At 50.4% G+C, this 22598-nt stretch carries 28 protein-coding genes; 12 read left to right on the top strand and 16 right to left on the bottom strand.

Annotated features, from left to right (window positions below):
* Positions 1-43: 43 nt before the first annotated feature.
* From H8K27_RS16395 to H8K27_RS11045, 4 genes are read left to right on the top strand one after another with little or no spacing between them, the layout of a single operon-like run.
* Positions 44-151 (top strand): cytochrome oxidase small assembly protein, encoded by a 108-nt coding sequence (locus tag H8K27_RS16395; RefSeq protein ID WP_218131934.1) that lies wholly within the window; start codon positions 44-46, stop codon positions 149-151.
* A gap of 12 nt (positions 152-163) precedes the next feature.
* Complete coding sequence (locus H8K27_RS11055; protein ID WP_186863237.1) at positions 164-754, top strand: cytochrome c oxidase assembly protein; 591 nt, start codon at positions 164-166, stop codon at positions 752-754.
* Positions 751-966: a DUF2970 domain-containing protein gene (locus tag H8K27_RS11050; protein WP_186863236.1), complete on the top strand. Its 216-nt coding sequence runs from the start codon at positions 751-753 to the stop codon at positions 964-966. Before H8K27_RS11055 ends, H8K27_RS11050 begins: the two co-directional genes overlap by 4 nt.
* 39 nt (positions 967-1005) lie before the next feature.
* Entirely contained in the window at positions 1006-1866 is an 861-nt protein-coding gene (locus H8K27_RS11045; protein WP_186863235.1) for a cytochrome c oxidase subunit 3, read from the top strand.
* Positions 1867-2057: 191 nt separating this feature from the next.
* On the opposite strand, the gene H8K27_RS11040 is transcribed toward H8K27_RS11045, so the two are convergent.
* Positions 2058-2258, bottom strand: coding sequence for a twin transmembrane helix small protein (locus tag H8K27_RS11040; RefSeq protein WP_186863234.1), 201 nt, complete (start codon positions 2256-2258; stop codon positions 2058-2060).
* 68 nt (positions 2259-2326) lie between these two features.
* Between H8K27_RS11040 and H8K27_RS11035 the strand changes: the two genes are divergently transcribed.
* The 5 genes from H8K27_RS11035 to H8K27_RS11015 are packed head-to-tail and all read left to right on the top strand — an operon-like array spanning position 2327 to position 6167.
* Complete coding sequence (locus tag H8K27_RS11035) at positions 2327-3049, top strand: SURF1 family protein (protein ID WP_230419204.1); 723 nt, start codon at positions 2327-2329, stop codon at positions 3047-3049.
* Positions 3021-3620, top strand: coding sequence for an SCO family protein (locus H8K27_RS11030; RefSeq protein WP_186863232.1), 600 nt, complete (start codon positions 3021-3023; stop codon positions 3618-3620). Before H8K27_RS11035 ends, H8K27_RS11030 begins: the two co-directional genes overlap by 29 nt.
* 2 nt (positions 3621-3622) lie before the next feature.
* Positions 3623-4696, top strand: a complete 1074-nt coding sequence (locus tag H8K27_RS11025; RefSeq protein WP_186863456.1) for a COX15/CtaA family protein — start codon at positions 3623-3625, stop codon at positions 4694-4696.
* A 5-nt stretch (positions 4697-4701) separates the two neighbouring features.
* Positions 4702-5586, top strand: coding sequence for a heme o synthase (gene cyoE, locus H8K27_RS11020; RefSeq protein WP_186863231.1), 885 nt, complete (start codon positions 4702-4704; stop codon positions 5584-5586).
* Positions 5583-6167 carry an SCO family protein gene (locus H8K27_RS11015; RefSeq protein ID WP_186863230.1) on the top strand — a complete coding sequence of 195 codons (585 nt, stop codon included), beginning with the start codon at positions 5583-5585 and terminating at the stop codon, positions 6165-6167. Before cyoE ends, H8K27_RS11015 begins: the two co-directional genes overlap by 4 nt.
* A gap of 209 nt (positions 6168-6376) precedes the next feature.
* Here H8K27_RS11015 and rpoH read toward each other — a convergent pair whose 3' ends face one another.
* The 4 genes from rpoH to ftsY all read right to left on the bottom strand — a co-directional run bounded on the left by rpoH (position 6377) and on the right by ftsY (position 10223).
* Positions 6377-7267: an RNA polymerase sigma factor RpoH gene (gene rpoH / locus H8K27_RS11010; protein ID WP_186863229.1), complete on the bottom strand. Its 891-nt coding sequence runs from the start codon at positions 7265-7267 to the stop codon at positions 6377-6379.
* Between the two features lie 249 nt (positions 7268-7516).
* Positions 7517-8431: a cell division protein FtsX gene (locus H8K27_RS11005; protein WP_186863228.1), complete on the bottom strand. Its 915-nt coding sequence runs from the start codon at positions 8429-8431 to the stop codon at positions 7517-7519.
* Between the two features lie 24 nt (positions 8432-8455).
* The gene (locus H8K27_RS11000) at positions 8456-9130 is read right to left on the bottom strand and encodes a cell division ATP-binding protein FtsE (RefSeq protein ID WP_186863227.1); all 675 of its coding nucleotides are present in this window, start codon (positions 9128-9130) and stop codon (positions 8456-8458) included.
* A 34-nt stretch (positions 9131-9164) separates the two neighbouring features.
* A complete protein-coding gene (ftsY, locus tag H8K27_RS10995; protein WP_186863226.1) occupies positions 9165-10223 on the bottom strand; it encodes a signal recognition particle-docking protein FtsY in 1059 nt (352 codons plus the stop codon).
* A 114-nt stretch (positions 10224-10337) separates the two neighbouring features.
* Here ftsY and rsmD point away from each other — a divergent pair, with 114 nt between their 5' ends.
* The 3 genes from rsmD (at position 10338) to H8K27_RS10980 (ending at position 11905) form a co-directional block, all read left to right on the top strand.
* Entirely contained in the window at positions 10338-11009 is a 672-nt protein-coding gene (gene rsmD, locus H8K27_RS10990; protein WP_186863225.1) for a 16S rRNA (guanine(966)-N(2))-methyltransferase RsmD, read from the top strand.
* A 55-nt stretch (positions 11010-11064) separates the two neighbouring features.
* Positions 11065-11559, top strand: a complete 495-nt coding sequence (coaD, locus tag H8K27_RS10985) for a pantetheine-phosphate adenylyltransferase (protein ID WP_186863224.1) — start codon at positions 11065-11067, stop codon at positions 11557-11559.
* A gap of 85 nt (positions 11560-11644) precedes the next feature.
* On the top strand, positions 11645-11905 hold the full coding sequence (locus H8K27_RS10980) for a YfhL family 4Fe-4S dicluster ferredoxin (RefSeq protein WP_186863223.1): 261 nt from the start codon (positions 11645-11647) through the stop codon (positions 11903-11905).
* Between the two features lie 9 nt (positions 11906-11914).
* Here the strand turns inward: H8K27_RS10980 and H8K27_RS10975 are convergent, their stop codons facing one another.
* The 11 genes from H8K27_RS10975 to H8K27_RS10925 form a co-directional block, all read right to left on the bottom strand.
* Entirely contained in the window at positions 11915-13051 is a 1137-nt protein-coding gene (locus tag H8K27_RS10975; protein ID WP_186863222.1) for a GGDEF domain-containing protein, read from the bottom strand.
* Positions 13052-13093: 42 nt separating this feature from the next.
* Positions 13094-13951, bottom strand: coding sequence for an MOSC domain-containing protein (locus H8K27_RS10970; protein ID WP_186863221.1), 858 nt, complete (start codon positions 13949-13951; stop codon positions 13094-13096).
* A 643-nt stretch (positions 13952-14594) separates the two neighbouring features.
* Positions 14595-15011: a hypothetical protein gene (locus tag H8K27_RS10965; RefSeq protein WP_186863220.1), complete on the bottom strand. Its 417-nt coding sequence runs from the start codon at positions 15009-15011 to the stop codon at positions 14595-14597.
* Positions 15004-15558, bottom strand: a complete 555-nt coding sequence (locus H8K27_RS10960; protein ID WP_186863219.1) for a Panacea domain-containing protein — start codon at positions 15556-15558, stop codon at positions 15004-15006. The genes H8K27_RS10965 and H8K27_RS10960 overlap by 8 nt, the downstream gene beginning before the upstream one ends.
* Before the next feature lie 249 nt (positions 15559-15807).
* Positions 15808-16125, bottom strand: coding sequence for a hypothetical protein (locus H8K27_RS10955; RefSeq protein WP_186863218.1), 318 nt, complete (start codon positions 16123-16125; stop codon positions 15808-15810).
* Positions 16126-16210: 85 nt separating this feature from the next.
* Positions 16211-16879, bottom strand: a complete 669-nt coding sequence (locus tag H8K27_RS10950; RefSeq protein ID WP_186863217.1) for a hypothetical protein — start codon at positions 16877-16879, stop codon at positions 16211-16213.
* 1096 nt (positions 16880-17975) lie between these two features.
* On the bottom strand, positions 17976-19241 hold the full coding sequence (locus H8K27_RS10945; RefSeq protein ID WP_230419202.1) for a type II secretion system protein GspD: 1266 nt from the start codon (positions 19239-19241) through the stop codon (positions 17976-17978).
* A gap of 26 nt (positions 19242-19267) precedes the next feature.
* Complete coding sequence (locus H8K27_RS10940) at positions 19268-20350, bottom strand: zonular occludens toxin domain-containing protein (RefSeq protein ID WP_186863215.1); 1083 nt, start codon at positions 20348-20350, stop codon at positions 19268-19270.
* A 3-nt stretch (positions 20351-20353) separates the two neighbouring features.
* Positions 20354-20668, bottom strand: a complete 315-nt coding sequence (locus H8K27_RS10935; protein WP_230419201.1) for a DUF2523 family protein — start codon at positions 20666-20668, stop codon at positions 20354-20356.
* A gap of 7 nt (positions 20669-20675) precedes the next feature.
* Positions 20676-22226: a hypothetical protein gene (locus H8K27_RS10930; protein ID WP_186863214.1), complete on the bottom strand. Its 1551-nt coding sequence runs from the start codon at positions 22224-22226 to the stop codon at positions 20676-20678.
* The gene (locus tag H8K27_RS10925; protein WP_186863213.1) at positions 22223-22474 is read right to left on the bottom strand and encodes a hypothetical protein; all 252 of its coding nucleotides are present in this window, start codon (positions 22472-22474) and stop codon (positions 22223-22225) included. The genes H8K27_RS10930 and H8K27_RS10925 overlap by 4 nt, the downstream gene beginning before the upstream one ends.
* Positions 22475-22598: the final 124 nt, after the last annotated feature.

Here is a 22598-nt window from a genome sequence, read left to right as displayed (position 1 = left end):
GAAACACTTGTCCGGAATCATTGTTCCGGACAAGTGTGCGACTATGAAAAACGATAAAAAACCTGATAACACCAGAACAGCATTGATACTGGCATCGATCGCCCTGATTTTTTTCATTGGTGTGTTTGTCAAGCAGACGTTACTGCGTTGAACTGAGAATCTGATGTCGGAAAATAAGCAGAACGCAGGAAGTTTTATTCAGAAGCTCAATGCCAGGCTGCTGTCTAAATTAGTACTCATAGCTGTGATGATGTTCGGCTTTGGCTACGCATTGGTGCCGGTGTACAAGCAGATTTGTGAAATCACAGGCATTAATATCCTTACACCGAAAGACATTTCGGCGAAAGAGATTTCGAATACTCAGATAGACCGCAGCCGTGAAGTGACCATTGAATTTGATGCCAATACGCAGGGGCCTTGGCGTTTTCGTCCGGTGGTGTCCAGTATGAAAGTGCATCCCGGTGAGATGACGCAGATCGTGTATGAAGTTGTTAACAAGCAGGCTTACAAAATGGATGCGCAGGCAATACCAAGCTATGCACCTCAGCAAGCCAGCAGCTACTTCAAAAAGATGGAATGTTTTTGCTTCAAGCAGCAAACGCTGGAGGCCAACGAGGCCAGGCAGATGCCGGTCGTGTTTTATATTGACCCTGCGTTACCGAAAGACGTGAAAACGATTACTTTGTCATACACTTTTTTTGAAGTGGGCAATAAGACCGGAGTAGCGCAGTCCGGACAGCAGGGTAAAACATGAGTGAATTGAAAGATGCGGTAAAACGCAAGGCTTCTTTTATCGCAACAGTCAAAGCCGTGTTCTGGTCGTTTCTGGGAATACGTAAGAAAAATGACTATGAGCAGGATGCAGCCGAGCTGAATCCGGTTCACGTCATTATTGCCGGTATCATCGGTGCGTTGATTTTTGTCTCAACCCTGGTGCTTATCGTGAAGTATGTCGTCGCAAAATAACAATTTGAGCAGTACATTAAAATGCATCGGGAGATGGAAATGAGTTCTTCGCACGCTAAAGCACCGTATTATTTTGTACCAGGACCTTCTAAGTGGCCTGTTCTGGCAGGTTCTTCCTTATTGCTGACCATGCTGGGCGCGTCTGCCTGGGTAAATGGTCTGAGCTGGGGCAGTTACGCAAATCTGGCCGGTGTGTTTCTGACACTGGTGGTGTTGTATAACTGGTTTGGTGATGCGATTGCAGAATCTGAAAGCGGTCAGTACAGCGCACGGATTGACGTGTCCTATCGCTGGAGTATGAGCTGGTTTATTTTTTCTGAAGTCATGTTTTTCGCTGCATTTTTCGGCGCACTGTTTTATGCGCGCAGCATCACCATGCCCTGGCTGGCTGATCTGGACCACAAAGTGCTCTGGCCGGATTTTTCCGGACAGTGGGGCAATGCCGGTCCTGCAGGCACGATTGAATCGTTCAAGACCATGGGGCCATTCCCTATTCCGACGATCAATACGGCATTATTGCTGACTTCCGGCGTCACGCTGACGATTGCGCATCATGCATTGCGTGCCGGCCAGCGCGGCAAGACGGCATTCTGGCTGTTTGCCACGATCGTCCTGGGTGCCGTATTCATGGGCTTCCAAGCCTATGAGTATATCCATGCGTATCATGAGCTGAATCTGAAATTGACTTCCGGTATTTATGGTTCTACATTCTTCATGCTGACCGGCTTCCACGGTTTCCATGTCACGATGGGGGCGATTATGTTGTCAGTCGTGCTGTTCCGTGTGTTGAAAGGCCATTTCACTCCGGATCATCATTTTGCGTTTGAAGGTGCTGCATGGTACTGGCACTTTGTGGATGTGGTTTGGCTGGGTCTGTATGTTGTGGTGTACTGGCTGTAAGATCTCGCTACACTGACGAATAAAAAAGCCGCACATCAGTGCGGCTTTTTCTTATGACCTGAATGAGCAGTTGCACCGGCAGTCAGAGATGTAGCGGAGGTCAGTGGATGTACTGGGGGGTATCTCACAGTACAATCATCTGCCCGGTGAATGGGGCCTGTGCCGTATCCGTGTCAGTTGAGTCAGTGAGTTCAGCGGATTCCGGTCGGTTGTATCAGACCAAAGTGATTGGCAAGCAGTATCAGGATAAATAAAGTGATGGAAAAACCGACCCGGAACGCCAGTGCCCAGACTGTCCGGTTACTGCGTCCCTTATCTTTCATCAGATAGACCAGTGCTGATCCCATGCTGAAAATAATGAGGAAAAATGCAATCGCAACAAAAATTTTCATGCTGATCCTGTCTCTCCGGTAAACAATTCATAATTAGCCCATTGTAATACAGTAATCTGCGAATGCCCATGTTCCAACGCTTCCGACTGCTTCCCCTGATCCTGACTCTGGCGCTGACAGCAGCGGGTATTTGGCTGGGACAATGGCAAACTGGCCGCGCACTGGAAAAAGAAGCCATCACCCGTCAGATGGCGTTGCGCCAGCAGATGCCGGCGGCCAGAGTGCAACGATGGACGGAGCTGGCCCAGCTGCCGCAGTTCAGTAAGGTATTGTTGCGCGGTCAGTTTATAAGCCAGTGGCCGTTGTATCTGGATAACCGTCCGTTGAACGGTGTATCCGGCCGCTATGTACTGATGCCTTTCCTGCCGGAAGGCAGTCAGCAGGCTGTCGTGGTGATGCGGGGCTGGCAGCCGCGCGACCCGCAGGATCGTAACCGCGTGTTGCCGTTGCGGACTCCGGCAGGGATGGTGGAAATTGAAGGCAGCATCCGGACGCAGCCCGATCATGTGATGCAGCTGGGGCAGCCTGATGTGGTGCGCCCCGGAGTGTTATTGCAGAATCTTGATTTGCCAGCGCTGGCAGCCGCATCCGGTCTGACATTCTCTCCCGCGCTGGTGATGCAGACGTCCGCGGCCGATGACGGATTGGAGCGCACCTGGCCGCGACCGGATACCGGTGCCGGCAAACACCGGGCGTATGCATTACAGTGGTATGCGCTGTCAGTGATGACAGTGGTTTTTTTTGTGGTGACAGGAATCCGACGTGGAAGAAAACAGCAAACAAAAAATTAACGGGCGCAGGAAATTGTTTCTGGTGCTGGCGATTTGCGCCGCACCCATGATCTGTTCCTATCTCGCTTATTACATCATCAAACCTGCCGGGCGCACCAATTACGGCACCATACTGGATCCGCGTCAGTATCCGATGCCGCTCATGCAGACCACGCTGCTTGGCAGTGCGGATGCAGGGAAAGGACTGAGCGCTTATCAGGGCAAATGGGTCATGCTGACTGTCGGTACCGGCGATTGCACGGAAACCTGTCAGAAGCGGCTGTACGACATGCGGCAATTGCGTCTGGCTCAGGGAAAAGAAATGGATCGCATCGAGCGCGTCTGGATGGTGACGGATGAGCAGCCGGTCAGCACCAGCCTGCTGCGCGAATACGATGGCATGCATATTCTGAAAACTGCCCCTGCTGAATTGCAGCACTGGTTGCCAGCAGATACCGGTACACAGATCAGCGATCATATTTATCTGATTGACCCGCTGGGTAATCTGATGATGCGTTTCCCAAAGGATGCAGACCCGAATAAGATCAAAAAAGATCTGGCAAAATTACTCCGTGCTTCCGCGATAGGCTGATGATGCTGCTGCAACTTGCTCTGATTGGAATCGGCGTCGCCCTGCTGCCATTGTCCATAGTTTATTTTTCCCGTGATCCCAGCAAACATCGCAAGCTGGTTGCCGTTACTGTCGCCCTGACGTTTGAATTAATCATGTTCGGGGCATTTACCCGGCTCACCGATTCCGGACTGGGTTGTCCTGACTGGCCGGGCTGTTACGGGCAGGCCAATCCGCTGCAATCACATGCTGATATCCGGGCCGCTGAAATAGCGATGCCGAGCGGGCCGGTCACCGTCCAGAAAGCATGGATAGAAATGATTCACCGTTACCTGGCCATGAGTGTCGGGCTGCTGATTATTGCCCAGGTCGTGCTGGCATGGAAAAAAAGACGTGAAACCGGAATCTCACCGTGGTTAGCGACTTTCCTGCTTTTCTTTGTCTGCCTGCAAGGAGCATTCGGCAAATGGACGGTCACGATGAAATTACAGCCCGTCATCGTCACTTCTCACCTGCTGTTGGCAATGGGTTTGCTGGCATTGCTGGCTGCTGCGCTGGAGCAGCAACGCCCCAGAACAATGATTGCCGCAGCGAAGGCCGTGTCGCTGGCCTGGCCGGCACGAATCGCGCTGATCCTGGTATTTATGCAAATTGCCCTTGGCGGGTGGGTCAGCACTAACTATGCAGCACTTGCCTGTCACGACTATCCTCTGTGTCAGGGGAATTGGATGCCGGCCATGGATTTCGGACATGGCTTCAGTCTCTGGCGGCAACTCGGACAAACGGTCAGTGGGGAATATTTGCCGTTTGCCGCACTGGTGGCCATACACTGGGTACACCGGAATTTCGCCTTACTGGTGCTGGTTGCTGTGTTGTATGCCGCCTGGGGCGCCGCTCGCGTAGCTGAATTCAGTCGCCTTGCCCGTTATCTGGCAATAGTGATCGGACTTCAGCTGGCAATCGGTATTTCCACTGTATTTTTTGCGTGGCCACTGTTGCTGGCGGTTTTGCACAATGGCGGAGCTGCTGCACTGGTGCTGCTGCTGAGCATGTTAAACTACCGTGTCCGGCAGGCACGCCGTGCCGTTGATGACTGATACTTATGACTACTACTCTCCGTTTGCCCTCCAACCGTTTCGCGCAGTACTGGGCGCTGACCAAGCCGCGCGTGACGCAGCTGGCGGTCTTTTGCGCCGTAATCGGCATGTTTCTGGCGACGCCCGACTTGCCGGACTGGCGCATTCTGATCGCTGCAACGATCGGCATCTGGCTGCTGGCCAGCGCTGCATTTGCAGTCAATTGCCTGGTGGAGCGCGAGATCGACTCCCGGATGGCCCGCACGGCTCGCCGCGCCACTGCAGCCGGTGAAATCAGTGCCTTGCAGACGCTGGTGTTTTCCGGCGTGCTTGGCGGCATGGGAATGCTGGTGCTGTACACGCTGGTCAATCCCCTGACCATGTGGCTGACCTTTGTGACGTTTGTTGGCTATGCCGTGATTTATACCGTGATCCTGAAGCCAGCCACGCCGCAGAATATCGTGATTGGTGGTCTGTCCGGTGCCATGCCGCCGGCGCTGGGCTGGGCGGCGGTCGCCAATGATGTGCCGATGCAGGCCTGGCTGCTGGTGCTGATTATTTTTGTCTGGACTCCACCGCACTTCTGGGCGCTCGCGATGTACCGGCGCGATGACTATGCCCGTTCCGGTCTGCCGATGCTGCCGGTGACGCATGGCCCGGAATTCACCCGTTTCCATATCTGGCTGTATACGATTGCCCTGGTGGCGACGACCATGCTGCCTTATGCAGTGCATATGAGCGGACTGATTTACCTGATCAGCGCTCTGATTCTGGGAGCAATTTTCCTGTGGTATGCCTGGCAGATGTACCGTCACTATAACGACATTCTGGCCCGTAAGACTTTTGCTTATTCGATTATTTATCTGTCGCTGTTGTTTGCCGCGCTGTTGGTCGACCATTATTTAAAATGATGAAATTTCTCACAAAATTCCTGATCGCAACCCTCGCAGTGATGCTGGTTGCCTGTGGCAAACCGGCGGAAAAATGGAACAACACTGATCTGACCGGTCTGGATTATGCCAAGGACTTTGCCCTGACCGACCATTATGGAAAGCCGCGCACCTTGCAGGATTTTCGTGGCAAGCTGGTCGTAATTTTCTTTGGTTACACCCAATGCCCTGACGTCTGCCCGACTACCATGGCAGAAATGGCCACTGTGATGCAGCAGATGGGCGATCAGGCCGATAAAGTGCAGGTACTGTTTGTGACGCTTGATCCTGAGCGTGACACGCAGGCTTTGCTGGCTTCTTACGTTCCGAATTTTGACCGTCGTTTCCTCGGACTGTATGGTGATGCGGCAGCCACGGCTAAGGTAGCGAAAGATTTTAAGGTGTATTACCAGAAAGTTCCGGGTAAAACGCCGACCAGCTATACGATGGACCACACGGCCGGGAGCTATGTGTTTGATACCGAAGGGCGGATACGCCTGTTCCTGCGTCACGGACAGGGCGCAGAACCAATTGTGCACGATCTGAAATTATTGCTGAAATAAACAGCAGTTTTACGGCATGGATCGGGATGGGAGTGACCCATGCGCGCCGAACCATAAAAAATACTGGAGGGGAGTATGTTGGGAGTCCGTTTGTTGATGCGGGCAATCAGCGTAAAATGGCAGATACTCCCCGGATAATTCATTTTTCAGATGCGGAAAAACAAAAAAGGCACTCCGGGGAGTGCCTTTTTTGCAGTTGTCTGCTGAACTCAGGAAAATGCGCTCAGTGCGCCTTTCATTTTTTTCAGGGCAGCACTCTCGATCTGACGAATACGCTCTGCGGACACACCGTACTCATCCGCCAGCTCATGCAAGGTCGCACCGGAGCCATCATCATTTTTCAGCCAGCGTGCTTCAATGATGTGACGGGAACGGGCATCCAGTTTTGCCAGCGCAGACTCCAGTCCTTCGCTCTGCAGACGATCGTACTGCCGGGTTTCCAGCACCCGGGTCGGCTCTTCTGACTCGGTTTTCAGATACGCAATCGGTGCAAATTTGTCGTCATCATCATCGTTTGATGCATCCAGAGCAATGTCATGCCCGGAAAGACGCATTTCCATTTCGATGACTTCTTCCCGTTTCACATCCAGAGTCTTGGCCAGCGCATCAATCTGCTTGGGAGACATGGTTTCCAGACCTTCTTTGTGGCTGCGCAGATTAAAGAACAGCTTGCGCTGTGCTTTTGTAGTCGCCACTTTCACCAGACGCCAGTTTTTCAGGATGTATTCATGCATCTCGGCTTTGATCCAGTGCATGGCATAAGACACCAGACGCACACCCTGATTCGGGTCGAAGCGCTTGACGGCTTTCATCAGACCGATATTGCCTTCCTGGATCAGATCGGCATGCGGTAGACCGTAACCCAGATAACCGCGGGCAATCGAAACAACCAGCCGCAGATGGGACAGCACCAGTGTCTGTGCCGCTGCGAGGTCATTATGATCGCGCAGCTTGGTGGCAAGATCCACTTCCTCATCGTGGGTCAGCATAGGCAGCCGGTTAACAGCAGAGATATAGGCGTCAATATTTCCGAGCGTACCACTGAAACCCAGGGTCAGCGCGGTGCTGTCTGTTGCCGGGATAAGTTGTGTCGAAGTCATTGCGATAGTTCCTCCTCATTGCTGCCGGTCCGCTGAAATAGATGCAGAGCCGGCTTCTTAAACCCTATATTAGCACTCTCTTGAGAAGAGTGCTAATTTTGCTGAAAAATGATCTTTTTTGCAAAATAAACTGATGGGAATTTCGTATTTCCACCGTCTTTTACCTGGATCATCACTGCATAACAGGGGCTTCTTGATACTTGGAGTCAGGAAACCGGAGAAAGTTTCATGTAATAAGAGTAACAAGTTTCAGATTGCCCGGGCCAGTTGCCGGCGCACAGACAGATAAGCACCTGTCAGCCCCAGCAGCATGCTGATCCCGAGTAATGCAAGGCTGGGAATGATGCCCAGTGGAACCAGGCGAAATTCTGAGGCATACAGTCTGGCAAATTCGGCGATGCTCTGATTCAGCGGTTGCAATGCTGCCGCGATCACGCCCAGCGCCAGCAAGCCTGCCAGCAAACCCAGCATGGCGCCGGTGTAGTAGTACGGGCGGTGAATGAAGCTGTTGGTTGCTCCCAGCAGGCGGGTGACGGAAATTTCGGCCTGATGCGAAATGACTTGCAGCCGCGTGGCATTGAACACCACGACGATAACAACCATCCCCAGCGTCACGGCAAGGAACAATAAACCCATTTCCAGAATCTGAACCAGTGCCGCCAGACGTTTGACCCAGGCCGAATCCACCTGGACCACATCCACATCAGGCAAGGCCCTGAGCTGTTCTGTCAGGCTGTCGAGCTTACCTGCATCGCTGTTGGAGAGCGATAATACATAGGCATCCGGCAAGGGGTTGCCGCCGAGCGTCGATAAGACTTCAGCGAGGCTCGAAGAATCCTGCATGGCAGCCAGCGCTTTGTCTTTCGGAATGAAGTTCAGTTTGCCGCTGATATTGCGTTCCTTCAGCAGTTTTTTGATCGGAACGGACAAGGCGGTTGCGCTCTCTCGCGGTGTTTCAGTGCCCAGGAAAATACTGATTTCAGGCTCAATCGACAATTGGGAAGAAACCGGCCGCACGTTTTCAATCAGCGTCAGACCGGCGATCGGCAATGCCAGCGCAATCGCGACCACCAGCACATTGAACAGGAAATTGCCGGTACCTGCGCGCAGGTGAGTGAATGCGCTGCGCAGTGCAAACAGGTGTTCACGAAACCAGATCGTCATACGGGTATCCTTAAAAATCCGGGGTCAGGCGGCGACTGCCGCATTCCAGGTATCGGTGACCTGTCCATGGCTCAGATAAATAACACGGTTGGCCTGATCGAGAAATTGCTCATCATGGCTGGAGATCAGGCAGGTGACACCGGCACTCTGAAAGGCTTTCAGCGCACTGAGCACTTTATTGGCGTTGTCCCGGTCAAGAAAAGCAGTCGGTTCATCGGCCAGAATAATTTTTGGCCGGTTGACAATCGCGCGGGCGATTGCCACGCGCTGCTGTTCTCCGCCGGACAGGCTCAATGGGAATGCCGGTGCTTTATCGATCAGACCGACTTTTTCCAGCGCCACGCGGGCCCGCGCTTCGGCTTCGCTGCTGGCCGCGCCGGTGACGATCAGGGGCAGCATCACATTGGACAAAACGCTGCGGTCATTCAGCAGTTTCTGATCCTGCAGGATCAGTCCCAGTTTGCGGCGCAGGTAGGGCAGGCTGCCGGATTTTAATTTGCTGATATCCTGGCCATTGACGATTACCCGGCCCTGGCTGGGTTTTTCTATTCCCGCGATCATTTTGAGCAGGGTGGATTTGCCGGCACCGGACGGGCCTGCCAGAAACACCAGTTCGCCATCCGGAATCGATAAGGAAATATCACGCAAAGCATAAGCGTCGCGCGAATACTGCTTGGAAACGTTATCAAATTCGATCATGGCGATGAATGGAGTCAGTAAATGTTATTGCGCATTATTGCAGCAGTGCGTCGACAAATTCCTGTGCGTTGAAAGGCTGTAAATCCTCAATCTGTTCGCCGACACCGATGAAATAGACCGGAACAGGGCGGGTTTTCGCAATCGCCGCCAGCACGCCGCCTTTCGCTGTGCCATCGAGTTTGGTGATGATCAGACCGGTAAGTTGCAGGGCATCGTCAAATGCCCTGACCTGCGCTAGGGCGTTTTGTCCGGTATTTCCGTCAATCACCAGTAAGACCTCCTGTGGCGCACCATCCATGCCTTTGGCAATTACCCGCTTGATTTTTCTGAGTTCTTCCATGAGGTGCAACTGCGTTGGCAACCGGCCTGCCGTGTCCACCATGACGACATCGGTGCCGCGCGCCCGCGCCGAAGCGACGGCATCAAATGCCACTGCTGCCGGGTCGCCGGATTCCTGCGCAATCACGGTCACGTCATTGCGCTCACCCCAGATCGCAAGCTGTTCTCTGGCCGCTGCACGGAAAGTGTCGCCAGCGGCGAGGATGACGGATTGCTGATGTACCTGCAAATGCTTGGCCAGCTTGCCGATGGTGGTGGTTTTTCCGGCACCGTTGACACCGGTAATCATCATGACCAGTGGCTGGTGGCGCCCCAGCTCCAGCGGCTTTTGCAATGGCGTCAGCAGCTCCAGCAACAAAGCTTTGAGCGCAGTCTTGACCTGTTCTGCCTCGGTCAGTTTTTCATCTTTGACTTTTTTCTTCAGGGTATCCAGCAGAAATAAAGTGGCTTCCACGCCGGCGTCGGCAGTCAGCAGCGCGGCTTCCAGCTCATCATACAGATCATCATCAATCCGGGCGCCGATGAATAAAGTCGTCAGGCTGGAGGATGTTTTTGCCAGTCCGGATTTCAGCCGGCTGAGCCAGGAACGTTTTTGTTCCGGCGCGGCATCAGAAAGTACGGGCTGGCTGTCCGCAGACGCCGTTTCAGGGAGCGAAGCAGGCGGTGCTGCGGCAGCCGTTAATGGTGCTGCGGCTGGCTGTGCCGGTGCGGTCGCTGCTTCTTCTTTGGGCTTGCGTTTAAAAAAACTGAACATCGGTGGCGATTTTGTAGGAAGATCGGAAGCTGCAGGGCAGCAGTCCTAGTATTAGAATGCTGCCATTTTAACAGAGCATACCGGCTAATTCGATTGAAGCACCTGAATCCCAACATGAAAAACCAGAACAGAAAGCCGGCTTCGGCATCACGCGCCAACCATCAGATCCGCATTATCGGCGGACAGTGGAAACGCAGCCTGCTGAGTGTGATTGAAGCCGAAGGATTACGCCCGACACCCGACCGCGTGCGTGAAACGGCGTTTAACTGGCTGACCCATCTGCTGGACGCCGACTGGTCGCAGGTCAGCTGTCTCGATTTGTTTGCCGGCAGCGGAGCACTCGGTCTGGAGGCTGCCAGCCGCGGCGCCCGCCAGGTGACACTGGTGGAAGCTTATACCCCGGCGTTTCAGCAGTTACTGCAAGTGCGGGATAAATTGCAGGCCAGTCAGTGCACCCTGCTCAAAGCGGATGCTATGCGGTTTGTTGAACAGGCTGTGGCGAGAGGGGAACAATACGGGGTGATTTTCCTTGACCCGCCATTTTCCATGGGCTGGCTGGAAAAAATCCTTCCCGCCTGTCAATCCATGTTGCAGCCATCCGGATACCTTTACGTTGAGGCGGAGTTTTCGCTGGCGCCGCAAGCAGGTAATCCGGTGGATGATGAAAAAATACGACAATTATTAGCAGGATGGCAGGTAATACGTGCGGATAAAGCAGGCAGCGTGCATTTCCATATACTGCAACGCAGCATTTTGCAGCATGAAACGCACGAAAATCAGGCATAATGCCAGCTCAATTCAGTGCATAACGTGATGCTGTCAGCAAACAAAGGGAGTGAAGATGGTCACAGCCGTTTATCCGGGAACATTTGATCCACTGACCCGCGGTCATGAGGATCTGGTGCGTCGCGCCTCGGGTCTGTTTGATACGCTGGTGGTTGGCGTGGCAGACAGTAAAAGTAAGCGGCCGTTTTTCTCTCTGGATGAACGCCTGAGCATTGCCAATGAAGTCCTGGGGCATTATCCCAACGTCCGGGTGGAGAGCTTCTCCGGTCTGCTGAAAGATTTTGTCCGCAAGAATGACGCCCGCGTTATCGTCCGTGGTCTGCGCGCCGTGTCGGACTTTGAATACGAATTCCAGATGGCGGGGATGAACCGCTATCTGCTGCCCGATGTCGAAACTTTGTTCCTGACGCCTTCCGACCAGTATCAGTTTATTTCTGGCACGATTGTGCGGGAGATCGCGATGTTTGGCGGTGACGTGTCCAAGTTTGTATTCCCTTCCGTGGACCGCTGGCTCAAGCAGAAGGTCGCGGCGCTGAATGAACCGAAATAAGAAACAGTAATCCGCTGATTGTCCCACCAGTCTTGATTTTGAGAGTGGTGTCAGACGACAGCGTTGCAGTGAAAGCGAAGTGTGTATGGCCTTAATGATTACAGACGATTGCATCAATTGTGATGTCTGCGAACCTGAATGCCCGAATGATGCCATTTTCATGGGGCCGGAAATTTACGAGATCGATCCGCATAAATGTACGGAGTGCGTCGGTCATTACAAAGAGCCGCAGTGCAAACAGGTCTGCCCGGTGAACTGCATTCCGTTTAATCCGGAATGGCGTGAGACGCCTGCGCAATTGCAGGCAAAATACGAACAGCTGCAGGCTGCGCAGCAAAAAAACTGATCTTCCGGTTTATTCGCAACGCACCTGGTTACGCCCGTTGCGCTTGGCTTCATACAGTGCGCGGTCGGCCCGCAGCAGCATGTCGCGTGCGACCAGCGTGGCCTCTCCCAGATTGTGCCGTTCGGAGACTGTCGTGAGTCCGATCGAAATCGTGGTGCTGCAGTTTCCCGTGGCAGACAGGGGAAACGCAGTATCGGCAATACTGCGGCGGATACGTTCAGCGACCAGCATGGCATCCTGTAAATTTGCATTGACCAGCAGCACGACAAATTCTTCCCCGCCAAAACGACCCAGTGTGTCACTGAGCCGCAGCTCTGCCTTAATCCGTCTGGCAACCTCGCACAGCACATCGTCACCGCCCTGATGGCCGTAACGGTCATTAATCTGCTTGAAATGATCGATATCCAGATACAGACAGGCAATGCCATAACGCTGACGCCGGGCCCGGCCAATTTCCTCGCGGATGCGCTGTTCCACATAACGGCGGTTGCTGACATTGGTGAGCGGATCCGTCAGACCGATATAAGTAAGCCGTTCATTATTGATGACATTCTCAAGACAGACGGCAATGATCAGCCCAAGACGTTCAATAAAATCCGTCGCCATCGTGGGCAGAAAACGCTCCGGTGAAAAACTGCCGATATTCAGATAGCCGATCAGCTTGTTCTGGCGCTGCAAAGGAATGATGGCGATGCTCTGCGGTTTGTGCGCGCAGCTTTGAAACAGGAACTGATGCAGTGGTGGCTGATAACGTCCCAGCCCCGGTTTTTGCATGGGTAATCCTGCCGTTTGCAGTTCGTTTTCATGGCGAATGAAATGCAGATGCGGAAATTCATTCAGATCAATTCGGAGATCGCTCAGCATTTGCTGCAAATCCTGACGGGGATCAATCAGATGCAGGGTAACGACATCGAGTTCCGACATGATGGCGAGCGAACTGAAAATGCAGGAAATCAGCTCACGGAACTGGCTGGCGCCAATGATCTTCAGATCAAAACTCTGATGGCGTGCCATGATATTCTGATTGCGGTGCGCCTGTTCCAGCAAATCATCCAGACGAGCGCGCAACAGCTGATTTTCCATGCGCAATTCCGCCAGCGCTTTATCGGATGCTGATGCGGTATTGGGGGGGATAGTCTGGCGCATGAGGTCAGTGGCTCGTCAATAGCAGCGGTCTGCAGATGCTTTTCACAATGTGTCAAAAGCGAACGGCATGTCCAGCAAATCGCCGACACGGATTATTTTTTCTGCACCCTGCTCCAGAATCACATTCATGCCGAAGGTGATTTCACCGTCCACAATCGGATTGGCGCGGTAACTCTGCAGGATATCTACCGGATTGTCACCCACTGTGCCGTCAGACTGGTCAACCGCAGGAATCGGACAACGCGGACAAGGCTTGACGGGACGCAGCTGTATGCCATTGTCCAGCAGATAGCTGGCGGCGTAATCTTCTTCAAAAGCCTCAATGCCGCTGATCACAATATTCGGGCGAAAACGGTTCATCGGCACGGCAGCACGCCCCTGAGCCGCGGCCCGCCGATTCAGATCATCCAGCGATGCTTCGCTGATCAGCAGCATTGGGTAACCATCGGCAAAGCGGGTCGGTGCTAACGTATCGCCGGTCCACTTGGTATTGGCAAAGCGTTTCCCCTGTGCCGGAAAGCGCACCAGCCGGCAAGCTGTTTCCAGTGCGGTGCTGAACCATGAGGCGGCGCTGTCACCGGCATCCTCCGCCTGAATTTCAAAATCCCAGACTTTGACCGCGATCGTTTGCGCGGCAGTCGCAGCTTGCAGCGGGATGCGCAATGTTGTCATCCGCACCGCATCCACACATAGCACATCTTCTCCAACCGTCACGCGCAGGCTCGCCATGCGCGGGTATTCGCGTTGCGTGAGAAACAACCCGTTGCTATCGACCAGCATCCATTCGCGATCGCTGACTCCGGCATGACGCAATCCGCTTGCGGTCATGACTGCCTCGTTCAAGGATATCCCGGCGCAGGATTTGATCGGGTAAATCGTCAGTTCGGAAATGGCAGGCATCCAGGCAGTCCGTGAGCAGTTAAATAAGCAGTTAAATGAGCAATTAAGCGGGCAGGGCTTGTTATTTTAATGTGTTCCGCTTAAACGGGGGATTCTAATGATGAGAGCAGTGAATCCCGGATGATCGCTGACGGTGGCAGATGAAAAAAGACGCAGCCATGCGGCTGCGTCTTTTGTGGGGATGTTGCTGATTAGACGTTGAACAGGAAATTCGATGATAACGATATGATTTCTATTGAAAATTATTCGGCATACATACTATTGTACCCACTCCTGTACCCACTTTTTAATTTAATGTAACCTATCTTCGTGGCTCAGTAACAAGGATTGAAATATAAGAATTTTCAACCCTAGATGTTGTTCTAGTACTATTCAACTATAGGGTATAGGCTGAGACATTTGAAAATTAGCAGACCACCACCAACAATCAAACCGTTTTCTCGACCATCCGGGATCGCTCGCCACATGGTCGCAGAAGGGATTATTACTCCACCAAACTATGGTATACATCAAAGAGGCAAGTCCTCGCGCCGAAAGGAGTTGCGGGCCACGCCAACCTCTTGACTCCCTTTCCACTTAGGAGTGAACGCAAACATCGAATTACTGCATAGCTCGACATTTCACGAGCCCCTTTGCCACAAAACTATCGGTACCGGTTGAAGAAATCAATATGATCAGGGCTCATCCTACTGCCAGGCACCGCTGCCCCTATACGAGTGAATACAGCATGGTTGACTGGTGGAGGTCGAAAAATTATGGTTTTTGCAGCGATCAACTGACGAAGCTTTGTAATACTCAACTTGCGAGATTTCTCGTATAACACATAACTTCTATGCTGGATAAAATTGTGATCGCCCGCTTCCAAATAGCAAGATGGATCATCTGGAATATTGGGATAACAAGTCGTAGCATTAACCATCAATACTTCGTTACTTTTACCTGGATCAGTCAAAACAACAAAAAGATGAAATTGATCTTCTGTCAAATTTGGGCCAGACGGTATAAGAAATGCATCTCGCTGAGCAATGGGAAATTGAGCTGGATTCGCAGGGTTAGCCATCAACGTCCTCAAGCAAACGATCGAAATATTGCTGTGCTCGCATTTCCTTCGCCATAACTTCCGCCTCTGCCGCAGATTTACCGGTCGCCATAAAGACTCGCTTAGCAGGAATTGGCAAGGACGACCCATCGGGGTCTTCCCATTCAGCACATTGATCGTGGGTATACTTGACCAAATCCCATTGGCTCATGTGACCAAATTCAGCCCAAATCGCATTGACTATGTCGATAGTTGAGTCATTTAGGGCGGTAAGTTCTTGACGAGCAATTGCAACCTTAAGTTTTACATCATGCTGCTCTCGATCTTCGATTAGAGCATCCCATTCTGCCGACTCAACAAAGCCATTTGTTAAGTCAAGTGTGTTGGACAAGACAGGCCCCTTAGGCATTGACACCATCTGGTCGTCTGAAATCTGAAAACCATGTCGATTCATGGCCTCTCTTTCGACGAGGTAAAGCAACTTTGTGAGTTTGAGCACGTTTAACCGCCCGCCCGCTCTATCAAGCAGTGCAGCGGCCAACTGTGCTGCTTTGCGTTCCTTAAACATACCGAGTTCCTTAGGAATTTCTAAAAAATAACGATTTAACTTGACAAGAAAAAGAAAAAGTCAATTAAATAATCGATCGAAGATTATACGTGAAAACGAAGCGACAGTAACGCCACGTTACTAATATAGCTCAACCTGAGCAGATGTGCCCGCGTCTCTTGAAATATTCTGAGGCGTCAACACGATAGATAATCAGCGCTATCGAAAGGAAGAGTGTCTAGGGAACTCGTGGCGATTCAGGGAGTATGTCTATAAGCCTGGGGGTAATTTTTCTACTGGGCCGTTACTCATATCGATCGCAGCAATACGAGCTCCCCTCGAGCAGGTTTCAGTTTCTTCTCTTGCTTTACCGACGCAGTAGGTACTTAAAAATTCGAGTAGCTCCATTTTCTTTCCATTAACATTAATCATTCGAGCGTAACTGGCTGAGAAATGAAAGCCATTTGATATTCCTGCTGGCTTGACTTCAACAATTTCACCATGAATATCCACATCCGGCACACCACTGTTTTTGCTGCAAGAAACAAGGAGAAATGCGCTTAAAAAGGCAAGAAAGATTTTTGTCATATCAAATGGATTTTAAAAAATCACCTTTATCGAGAGGTGACATGGTTAAAGTCAAGTAAAAATTGCAACTAAATAGCCAAGCAAATCATAGGAATGCTTTTGTATCGAGTCTAGGCATACGCTCAATATGCTGGAACCAATTATTAATCGCGACTATCTGTGCTTCAGTAAGCTTTAATTTTTGTTGAAGTTGGGCTAAAACGGAACTAGCAAATTCGTTTGTCCCCTTCTTATCAAGAAAACGTTCTAACCAAAATGCATATGCATAACAATTCTGTAAATTTTTTGGCGATAAAAGGGGGTTGTCTGCGGAAACTTTTTTAATCAATCTTTCAAGGTACGTAATATCAGTGTCATCTAGGCCTGACGTTTGGTATTTGAGGTATATTTCCTTGAGTTTAGGAAACATTGCACCATTAAATCTTACAAGTTTTTCTGCTCTCAGTCTTAAATACTCAACTTCGTGATATCCAGCTGGCCGAGGCGCTCTGGCTCTGATATTGCCCCTTACTGGGTTAGCACCGTCTCTCACTTGATCAACTTCATCGTCTTCCGGAACATCAAACGATGCTTTTGTAAAATCGGGAATTTTCTCACCAGAGTTTTTCCCATTTTTTTTAGCGCAACTTGGACCGGCAGGGACTTCAATGCCATCTTTTATCAAAATATAAGCAATATTTGTCCTTAGATGACGTTTGCAAAACTCACAAAGTTTATTGTCTACAAAATCTATGCGATCAATTAAATAGGTCATATCCATCCCTGTGAGTTGCTGTTGAGAAATTTCCTCTAAGAACGCATAAAGGATGAATTGGTTGACAAATGGTTAGCATTTATAAAATGAAACTATTATTGAAAGCCTCCGGCGGCGTTCGCCACGTGGCAGGGATGCAGGTAGCCCTGCGGGGCGCTTCGCTCTTCCTGCACCCCTACCGTGAGCGTATATCGCTACAGTCTTGTCAAGCGTTCGCTTCGCCGATTCAAAAACAATTTCCCGCTTAATATCGCGGATTTGCGGCGGGCAATCCCAAAAGTTACGCTAACCGGTAACGACGCATCTGCATCGGGAAATTCTTTTAGAATCGCCCTTGACAAGCCTTTCGCTAAAAACTGATTCCAGGAATAGGCGCAAAAGTTTTAGCGCGCTAAAATTTTTAGATAGCATTAGCAAAATAAGTGTTCGTGGTTTCACACACGTTTGCGGAAATTAATGTGGTCTTCCCCCAAAGGAAAAGAAGCCGAAACCGGCGAAGAAAAAGAAAAAGACCCCGCAGGGCCTTGTCTCGGCAAGCTAGGCTTACCATGCGAGGTTCTGTTGCCCCTACTATCCGCAGGACCCAAATCGCTCCGGGCAGCACGTTCGTCTTTCACTCGCTCTCGAACAATCTTGGTGGAATTTTAGCACGACATGATCAAGCATTATCCTGTGTGATCCAGCGTGAACCTTCACAAAGTTCGTCGTTTTTAGAGCCGACAAAATTTATCTTTGATTGGCAATACTTTGGATTATGCAGCGCATAGATTTTTCGTCGCATATCCCGATTCTTCATTCTTTGGACTTTTAATCAAAAGCTTAGGCTTTTCGTAGCATTGGTAGAAATAAGTTCGTGTTTTCACACACGCTTAGAACAAGCAATATGTTTCGGAAATTTGCACTGATGGTGCAATAGGTTGCACGGATAGTGAAATGGCTTGCACGGTACCGTGCAATTCACTGCATTTGAGTTAACAAAATACCGTAATACCAAGGAAAATATTACAGCGATCGCAAAAAGTTTTAGCGCGCTAAAACTTTTTCAGACGAAAACGCTAAAAATTGCATTCGTGGTTTCACACACGTTTTGATAAATTTATAGTAATTTTTCGCGAATTCTCGACACCTGCAGCAACAGCAAAATTTCAGTTCTTGATCCGGTGTTGCTTTTCGAATGCAGCAATTGCGGAAGGAATGGCAAACCAGAATGTGTATTCGTATCTTTGTCTTGCGTGAGTCCACCGATCAGAACGAGTTCACCGTCTGCAATGCTGACGGTCGTTGAAAGCTGCCGTTTTGTGAGCGTAGGAGAGTTATTGACGCCGGTTTCTGTTTTTGCGAAGTCACTGATCTGCTGATCGATCGTCATATCAACCGTGGACTCTCTGACAGTCGGCGATAAATTCAGAATAACGCCGGAGGAACGATACTCAACTGATTGGACGGGTTGAGAGCCGTTCTGCGAATAAGTTACCGCACCGAGCGTAGGCACGTCCTGGCCGACAGTAAAACGCGCTTGTGCACCGGATTTCACGCGAATCTGAGGTGTCGATATTGCCTTGAATCGGGTATCCCCCGACAACGCAGAAAATGCGGAATCAATGCTCGCTGATTTGATTGAAACCGAATTGGCTAGCGTCGACGCACCACCGATTGATAAACCCAATTTTCCGCCAAGGACATTTAACGCAAGGCCAAATGCAGAGCCTTCTGAATTTCCGGTAGTGACTTCGTAGACGACCGCTTTCACGACGACCTCGCCAGTTGCCGTATCCACCTGCGGAAGGATTCTATTTAACTTGGCAAGTTCATCTTGCGTACCTTGAAAAACCAGCGTATCGCTATCTTGATCAATCGATGCCGCGGCTGATCCCGGCGGCGCATCGGTTGTGCTGTTCTTTGCATTGGCCGGAGCATGCACTGTGCGATTGACCGTGAAATTTCCGGTAGTGAAAATCGGCGTCAACAAGCCGACCAGATAGGAAACTTGACGATACTTTGGATGATAAATCAGGACATCGAAATTAGGTGATGCAGTTTGCGCCGGCTTCTTTGACGTAACGTAGTCGACACCGTGACGCAACTCGATTTTGAAATCGAGCGAGTCCAGGAAATTTTCCCAGAACGTACGCAAATCGCCTTTGCTCGCATCAAATCGGAAAGAGACCAAGCGCTCATCTCTTAAAACGGCAGGATCAATTACATACGGCTGTTTTAACGCTTCCAAATAAACGAGGCTGATAATTTGCGCGACATTGACTGATTGAAAATCAAATTTGACTGTCGATTCTATGGGCGGTATCGCCATAGCTTTGGGTGCTTTGGGAAGTGGAACTGCCGCATTTGCATATACGGCCAGCATGAGCAGTGATAATCCTATTGAATGCTTCATTTTGCGGGTTGCCCTGGTGTTTGTGACGCAGGTAGATTATTGGAGCCTGACCAGCGAGATACGCGCTCGCCGTCAATCTCACCAATGGCAGCAGCACCTGTGCCATGAAACATGGATGGCGACTCAATGCGCAATCGACCGGCTGGGTTTGAAACAATTACCCAATGATCGTTGGCGATATCCAGTTGACCGACAATTTTCCACGTCTCGGAAAACAGACCTCGATTTTCGACTTGGCCGTTAGCGGTCGCAGGTATGCCTGGCTGAATCGATTTTTTTGAACTTGCAGGCGAGGTCGTATTTCCGTTTCGTGCTGGAATGTCTGGATGAAAAAAACGCCATGCCCCAATTGACCCAACTAATGCGGCAATCACTACGCCCGCAGCGTATAACCACAATGTGCGATTCGCCAGAATATTCTGACGCTTATCGATCGCAGTTTCCATTCCTTGACCACCGGAATAGCTTTGGTACAGCGGGAAAATTTCCGGATTATATTTTTTTTGACGATCATCAATTCGTGTTTTGGCATTGAGCTTCCATCCTTCGTAAATCTCAACGCGATAGCGCTTTGAGAATCCAAGTGACTTATGCTTATGCATCTTGAATGCGAATTCAATGACGTTCTTAACTGAGCGATGCAAACCGGTAATGTCTTGCGTCATCAGTACTACGTCGCAGGCGACGGCTGTATCAGGATGGACGTAGTGCCGATGCATACGGAAGAACTGCATATGCTCGTGACTCAATTTGCCGCTGTCTGTTCCCCAAAAACGCCAGGCTTCATCAATCGCGACCAAATCACCACCTTTAACGATGGAGTCCAATTCTGGTTTTTCTTCATCAGGAAAAAACTGCGGCTGCATGATGCGATCGTTCTCAACATGGATGATATGCCCGAGGCGGATAGAATCCGCATCACGCTTGTTGACGAGATATTCGTGAATCCGATCTTCACTGATGCCCGCAACATTGGTAACGATACGCCGACCATGTGCGACAGCGTCCAGAATGACAGAGGATACGACCTCAAAGCTTTTCCCTGAGCCCTGCAAACCAACGTATGCATTAATCGCCATGGCTTATCCGATCAATGGAATACGACGAATAATGAAGCGCGTCACATATGCAGACAGTACCATGCTGACACCCATCGAAAAATTCGACAGATCCAGAAAGTACCAGACTGAACTTGGGATGCTGGTTAAGGCGCTGCTTAGTGCAGATGCTTTTCCTGTACCCGAAAAAAATCCATACGATGTCAGCGCGGGAACGAATTCTCTAACCACGAAATAGATTCCATAAAACAGAACGAACTTAACGATTACAGAACGCAATACGAAACCGAGAACACTCTGTAATGCAGATAAGAGAATTCCAAACAATGCAGCGGGCATAGTGACCTCACGCGGACAATAAAATAAAGAGACTAACCAATATCCAAACTACGGTCATGATCGAAGCGATCGCTAAACGGTTTTGTTCAGCCAGCACACAATGAGAATCCATAGTGATGGTCTTTCCAAACACGTTGAATTGAGGTTTCGGGCAATCGCTACTGTGCTGTGGCGCCTGATAGTTTTTTAGTTCAGGAAACAGCGTGAACAGTGGATACAATATCTCTACGGCTGAAGGAGTAGCTTCCATTGTTGGTGCCGCGATATTAGGATCTGCCCCAAGGTCTACACGAGGTATATTGACGATGTTGACGTTATAAACAGCGTTCGGATCTGGTGCAGGATTGGGTGATGGATTCGGACTAGGGTTCGGGTTTGTTGCCGTTGCCGAAATTGGAACGGTTGCTGTATTAGGTAAACTTGCCGGCGCCAGTAAATCATTGAGCGACGGCATGCTGTTTGGATTTTCTGCTTGCCATGTCGCGACATCGGCGGCAGTAACCGGCTGAGTTACGCTATACGGTAATCCTTGATAACCTGGTTGTGCTGCTGCATTCTTCCAAGCGGAATCCACTACCTGTGCAATGGTCGCATTAGAAAGTGGATGCGACTTGATTGCCGGCGATATGTTGGCAAAAGCATTGTCCAGATTCGCATACAATTGTGGGCCGAGATTCGGTGACAGTATGAGCGATGTCGTTGAATCGAAAGCCGCGTTTACTGGCGATGCAGGTGTAGCTCCTTGCGGATTTTGAAAGCTGAGTTGCAGGTTGCCTATCAAGCGTTTTCCGGATTGAGAAAAATCCCAAGTTGGCCCTGAAGTCCAATTTGCTGTCGATAAATTTGCAGGTACGTACCAACCACCGTCAAATGCGATTCCTGGAGGATGCCTCCAAGGTGTCCATTTTGCTTTAAAACTTTCGATCGACCAGAAAACGACGACGACTGTTCCTGAGCCTGGAAATGTGAATTTCCACTGAATCGGAATGTCACCTGCAGGTAACGGCGGGAATGCATAACAATCATTTGTCGAATAGCAGCTCGAATCTCGGTATACCTCCTGCCCATCGTTGACGAGATAAGCAAAATTTGCCGGTATCGTTGTCGCTGACGTATAGGCAGGTGGCGGCACTACAGAACCATCTACAATCTGTAATTTATTTCCTGCACTTGTATTTGTAATTGACATGCTGGATGTGCCGGCGACTATTGCGGCACCGACCGCTAATACACCAAGTCCACCGACGATAGTGACCCATACCGGAGCCCCTGCAATAGCTAAACCGACGCCGGCGATAGTTGACGCCGTGTTTACCGCCGTTAGGGATGAGCTGACGCCGAGTAGTGTCGCTGCGATTCTTGGATCATTAGCAGCAAAACCACGCGCTATGGCGACTCTTGTTAGCACTCCAGCGACCGCACGATTCATCACAAAGTTTGCTGCTGGAGCTACTGGTAGCGCTTGGGAAAATGCTTGATGCTGCTGGAAGAGAATGGATGTAACGAGTAATAGAAGAAGAACTTTTTTAATCGCAAACAATGTGATTAATTTCTTCATGACATGGCTCCAGAAAACCAGAGGGACGCTTTTCCAATGGCGATCGGAATGCCAAACAGTAGTGAGAAGAACAGGGCGACGGCGACTAGGCCAATCCAGTTTTCGTATATGAGCATGATCGGGAATAGCGCGGCAAGTACAAACGGATGCCACCATTTTTCGCAGCCTTCGATCACGAAAAAAAATACGAGAATCCAGTAACCCGATACGAGCATGATCGAAACAAAGCAAATCAAAATGTCTTGCATGATGGGTCATCCTAATATTGGTTGTTGATACCTTTGATTACTGCCCAGCCGCATGCGATACCCCATGCAAAAATGATTAAGTACCAAAGTTCATTGATCGTCATTTTTTATTCTGTCAGTTCTT

The sequence above is a fragment of the Cognatundibacterium griseum genome, from assembly GCF_014284195.1.
GTDB lineage: Bacteria > Pseudomonadota > Gammaproteobacteria > Burkholderiales > Burkholderiaceae_D > Undibacterium > Undibacterium griseum.
This window is presented reverse-complemented; position numbering and strand designations above follow the sequence as displayed.

Coding starts and splice junctions, on each gene's coding strand:
- H8K27_RS16395 (WP_218131934.1), top strand. CDS start 44: ATGAAAAACGATAAAAAACCTGATAACACCAGAACAGCATTGATACTG.
- H8K27_RS11055 (WP_186863237.1), top strand. CDS start 164: ATGTCGGAAAATAAGCAGAACGCAGGAAGTTTTATTCAGAAGCTCAAT.
- H8K27_RS11050 (WP_186863236.1), top strand. CDS start 751: ATGAGTGAATTGAAAGATGCGGTAAAACGCAAGGCTTCTTTTATCGCA.
- H8K27_RS11045 (WP_186863235.1), top strand. CDS start 1,006: ATGAGTTCTTCGCACGCTAAAGCACCGTATTATTTTGTACCAGGACCT.
- H8K27_RS11040 (WP_186863234.1), bottom strand. CDS start 2,258: ATGAAAATTTTTGTTGCGATTGCATTTTTCCTCATTATTTTCAGCATG.
- H8K27_RS11035 (WP_230419204.1), top strand. CDS start 2,327: ATGTTCCAACGCTTCCGACTGCTTCCCCTGATCCTGACTCTGGCGCTG.
- H8K27_RS11025 (WP_186863456.1), top strand. CDS start 3,623: ATGCTGCTGCAACTTGCTCTGATTGGAATCGGCGTCGCCCTGCTGCCA.
- cyoE (WP_186863231.1), top strand. CDS start 4,702: ATGACTACTACTCTCCGTTTGCCCTCCAACCGTTTCGCGCAGTACTGG.
- H8K27_RS11015 (WP_186863230.1), top strand. CDS start 5,583: ATGATGAAATTTCTCACAAAATTCCTGATCGCAACCCTCGCAGTGATG.
- rpoH (WP_186863229.1), bottom strand. CDS start 7,267: ATGACTTCGACACAACTTATCCCGGCAACAGACAGCACCGCGCTGACC.
- H8K27_RS11005 (WP_186863228.1), bottom strand. CDS start 8,431: ATGACGATCTGGTTTCGTGAACACCTGTTTGCACTGCGCAGCGCATTC.
- H8K27_RS11000 (WP_186863227.1), bottom strand. CDS start 9,130: ATGATCGAATTTGATAACGTTTCCAAGCAGTATTCGCGCGACGCTTAT.
- ftsY (WP_186863226.1), bottom strand. CDS start 10,223: ATGTTCAGTTTTTTTAAACGCAAGCCCAAAGAAGAAGCAGCGACCGCA.
- rsmD (WP_186863225.1), top strand. CDS start 10,338: ATGAAAAACCAGAACAGAAAGCCGGCTTCGGCATCACGCGCCAACCAT.
- coaD (WP_186863224.1), top strand. CDS start 11,065: ATGGTCACAGCCGTTTATCCGGGAACATTTGATCCACTGACCCGCGGT.
- H8K27_RS10980 (WP_186863223.1), top strand. CDS start 11,645: ATGGCCTTAATGATTACAGACGATTGCATCAATTGTGATGTCTGCGAA.
- H8K27_RS10975 (WP_186863222.1), bottom strand. CDS start 13,051: ATGCGCCAGACTATCCCCCCCAATACCGCATCAGCATCCGATAAAGCG.
- H8K27_RS10970 (WP_186863221.1), bottom strand. CDS start 13,951: ATGCCTGCCATTTCCGAACTGACGATTTACCCGATCAAATCCTGCGCC.
- H8K27_RS10965 (WP_186863220.1), bottom strand. CDS start 15,011: ATGGCTAACCCTGCGAATCCAGCTCAATTTCCCATTGCTCAGCGAGAT.
- H8K27_RS10960 (WP_186863219.1), bottom strand. CDS start 15,558: ATGTTTAAGGAACGCAAAGCAGCACAGTTGGCCGCTGCACTGCTTGAT.
- H8K27_RS10955 (WP_186863218.1), bottom strand. CDS start 16,125: ATGACAAAAATCTTTCTTGCCTTTTTAAGCGCATTTCTCCTTGTTTCT.
- H8K27_RS10950 (WP_186863217.1), bottom strand. CDS start 16,879: ATGACCTATTTAATTGATCGCATAGATTTTGTAGACAATAAACTTTGT.
- H8K27_RS10945 (WP_230419202.1), bottom strand. CDS start 19,241: ATGCTGGCCGTATATGCAAATGCGGCAGTTCCACTTCCCAAAGCACCC.
- H8K27_RS10940 (WP_186863215.1), bottom strand. CDS start 20,350: ATGGCGATTAATGCATACGTTGGTTTGCAGGGCTCAGGGAAAAGCTTT.
- H8K27_RS10935 (WP_230419201.1), bottom strand. CDS start 20,668: ATGCCCGCTGCATTGTTTGGAATTCTCTTATCTGCATTACAGAGTGTT.
- H8K27_RS10930 (WP_186863214.1), bottom strand. CDS start 22,226: ATGAAGAAATTAATCACATTGTTTGCGATTAAAAAAGTTCTTCTTCTA.
- H8K27_RS10925 (WP_186863213.1), bottom strand. CDS start 22,474: ATGCAAGACATTTTGATTTGCTTTGTTTCGATCATGCTCGTATCGGGT.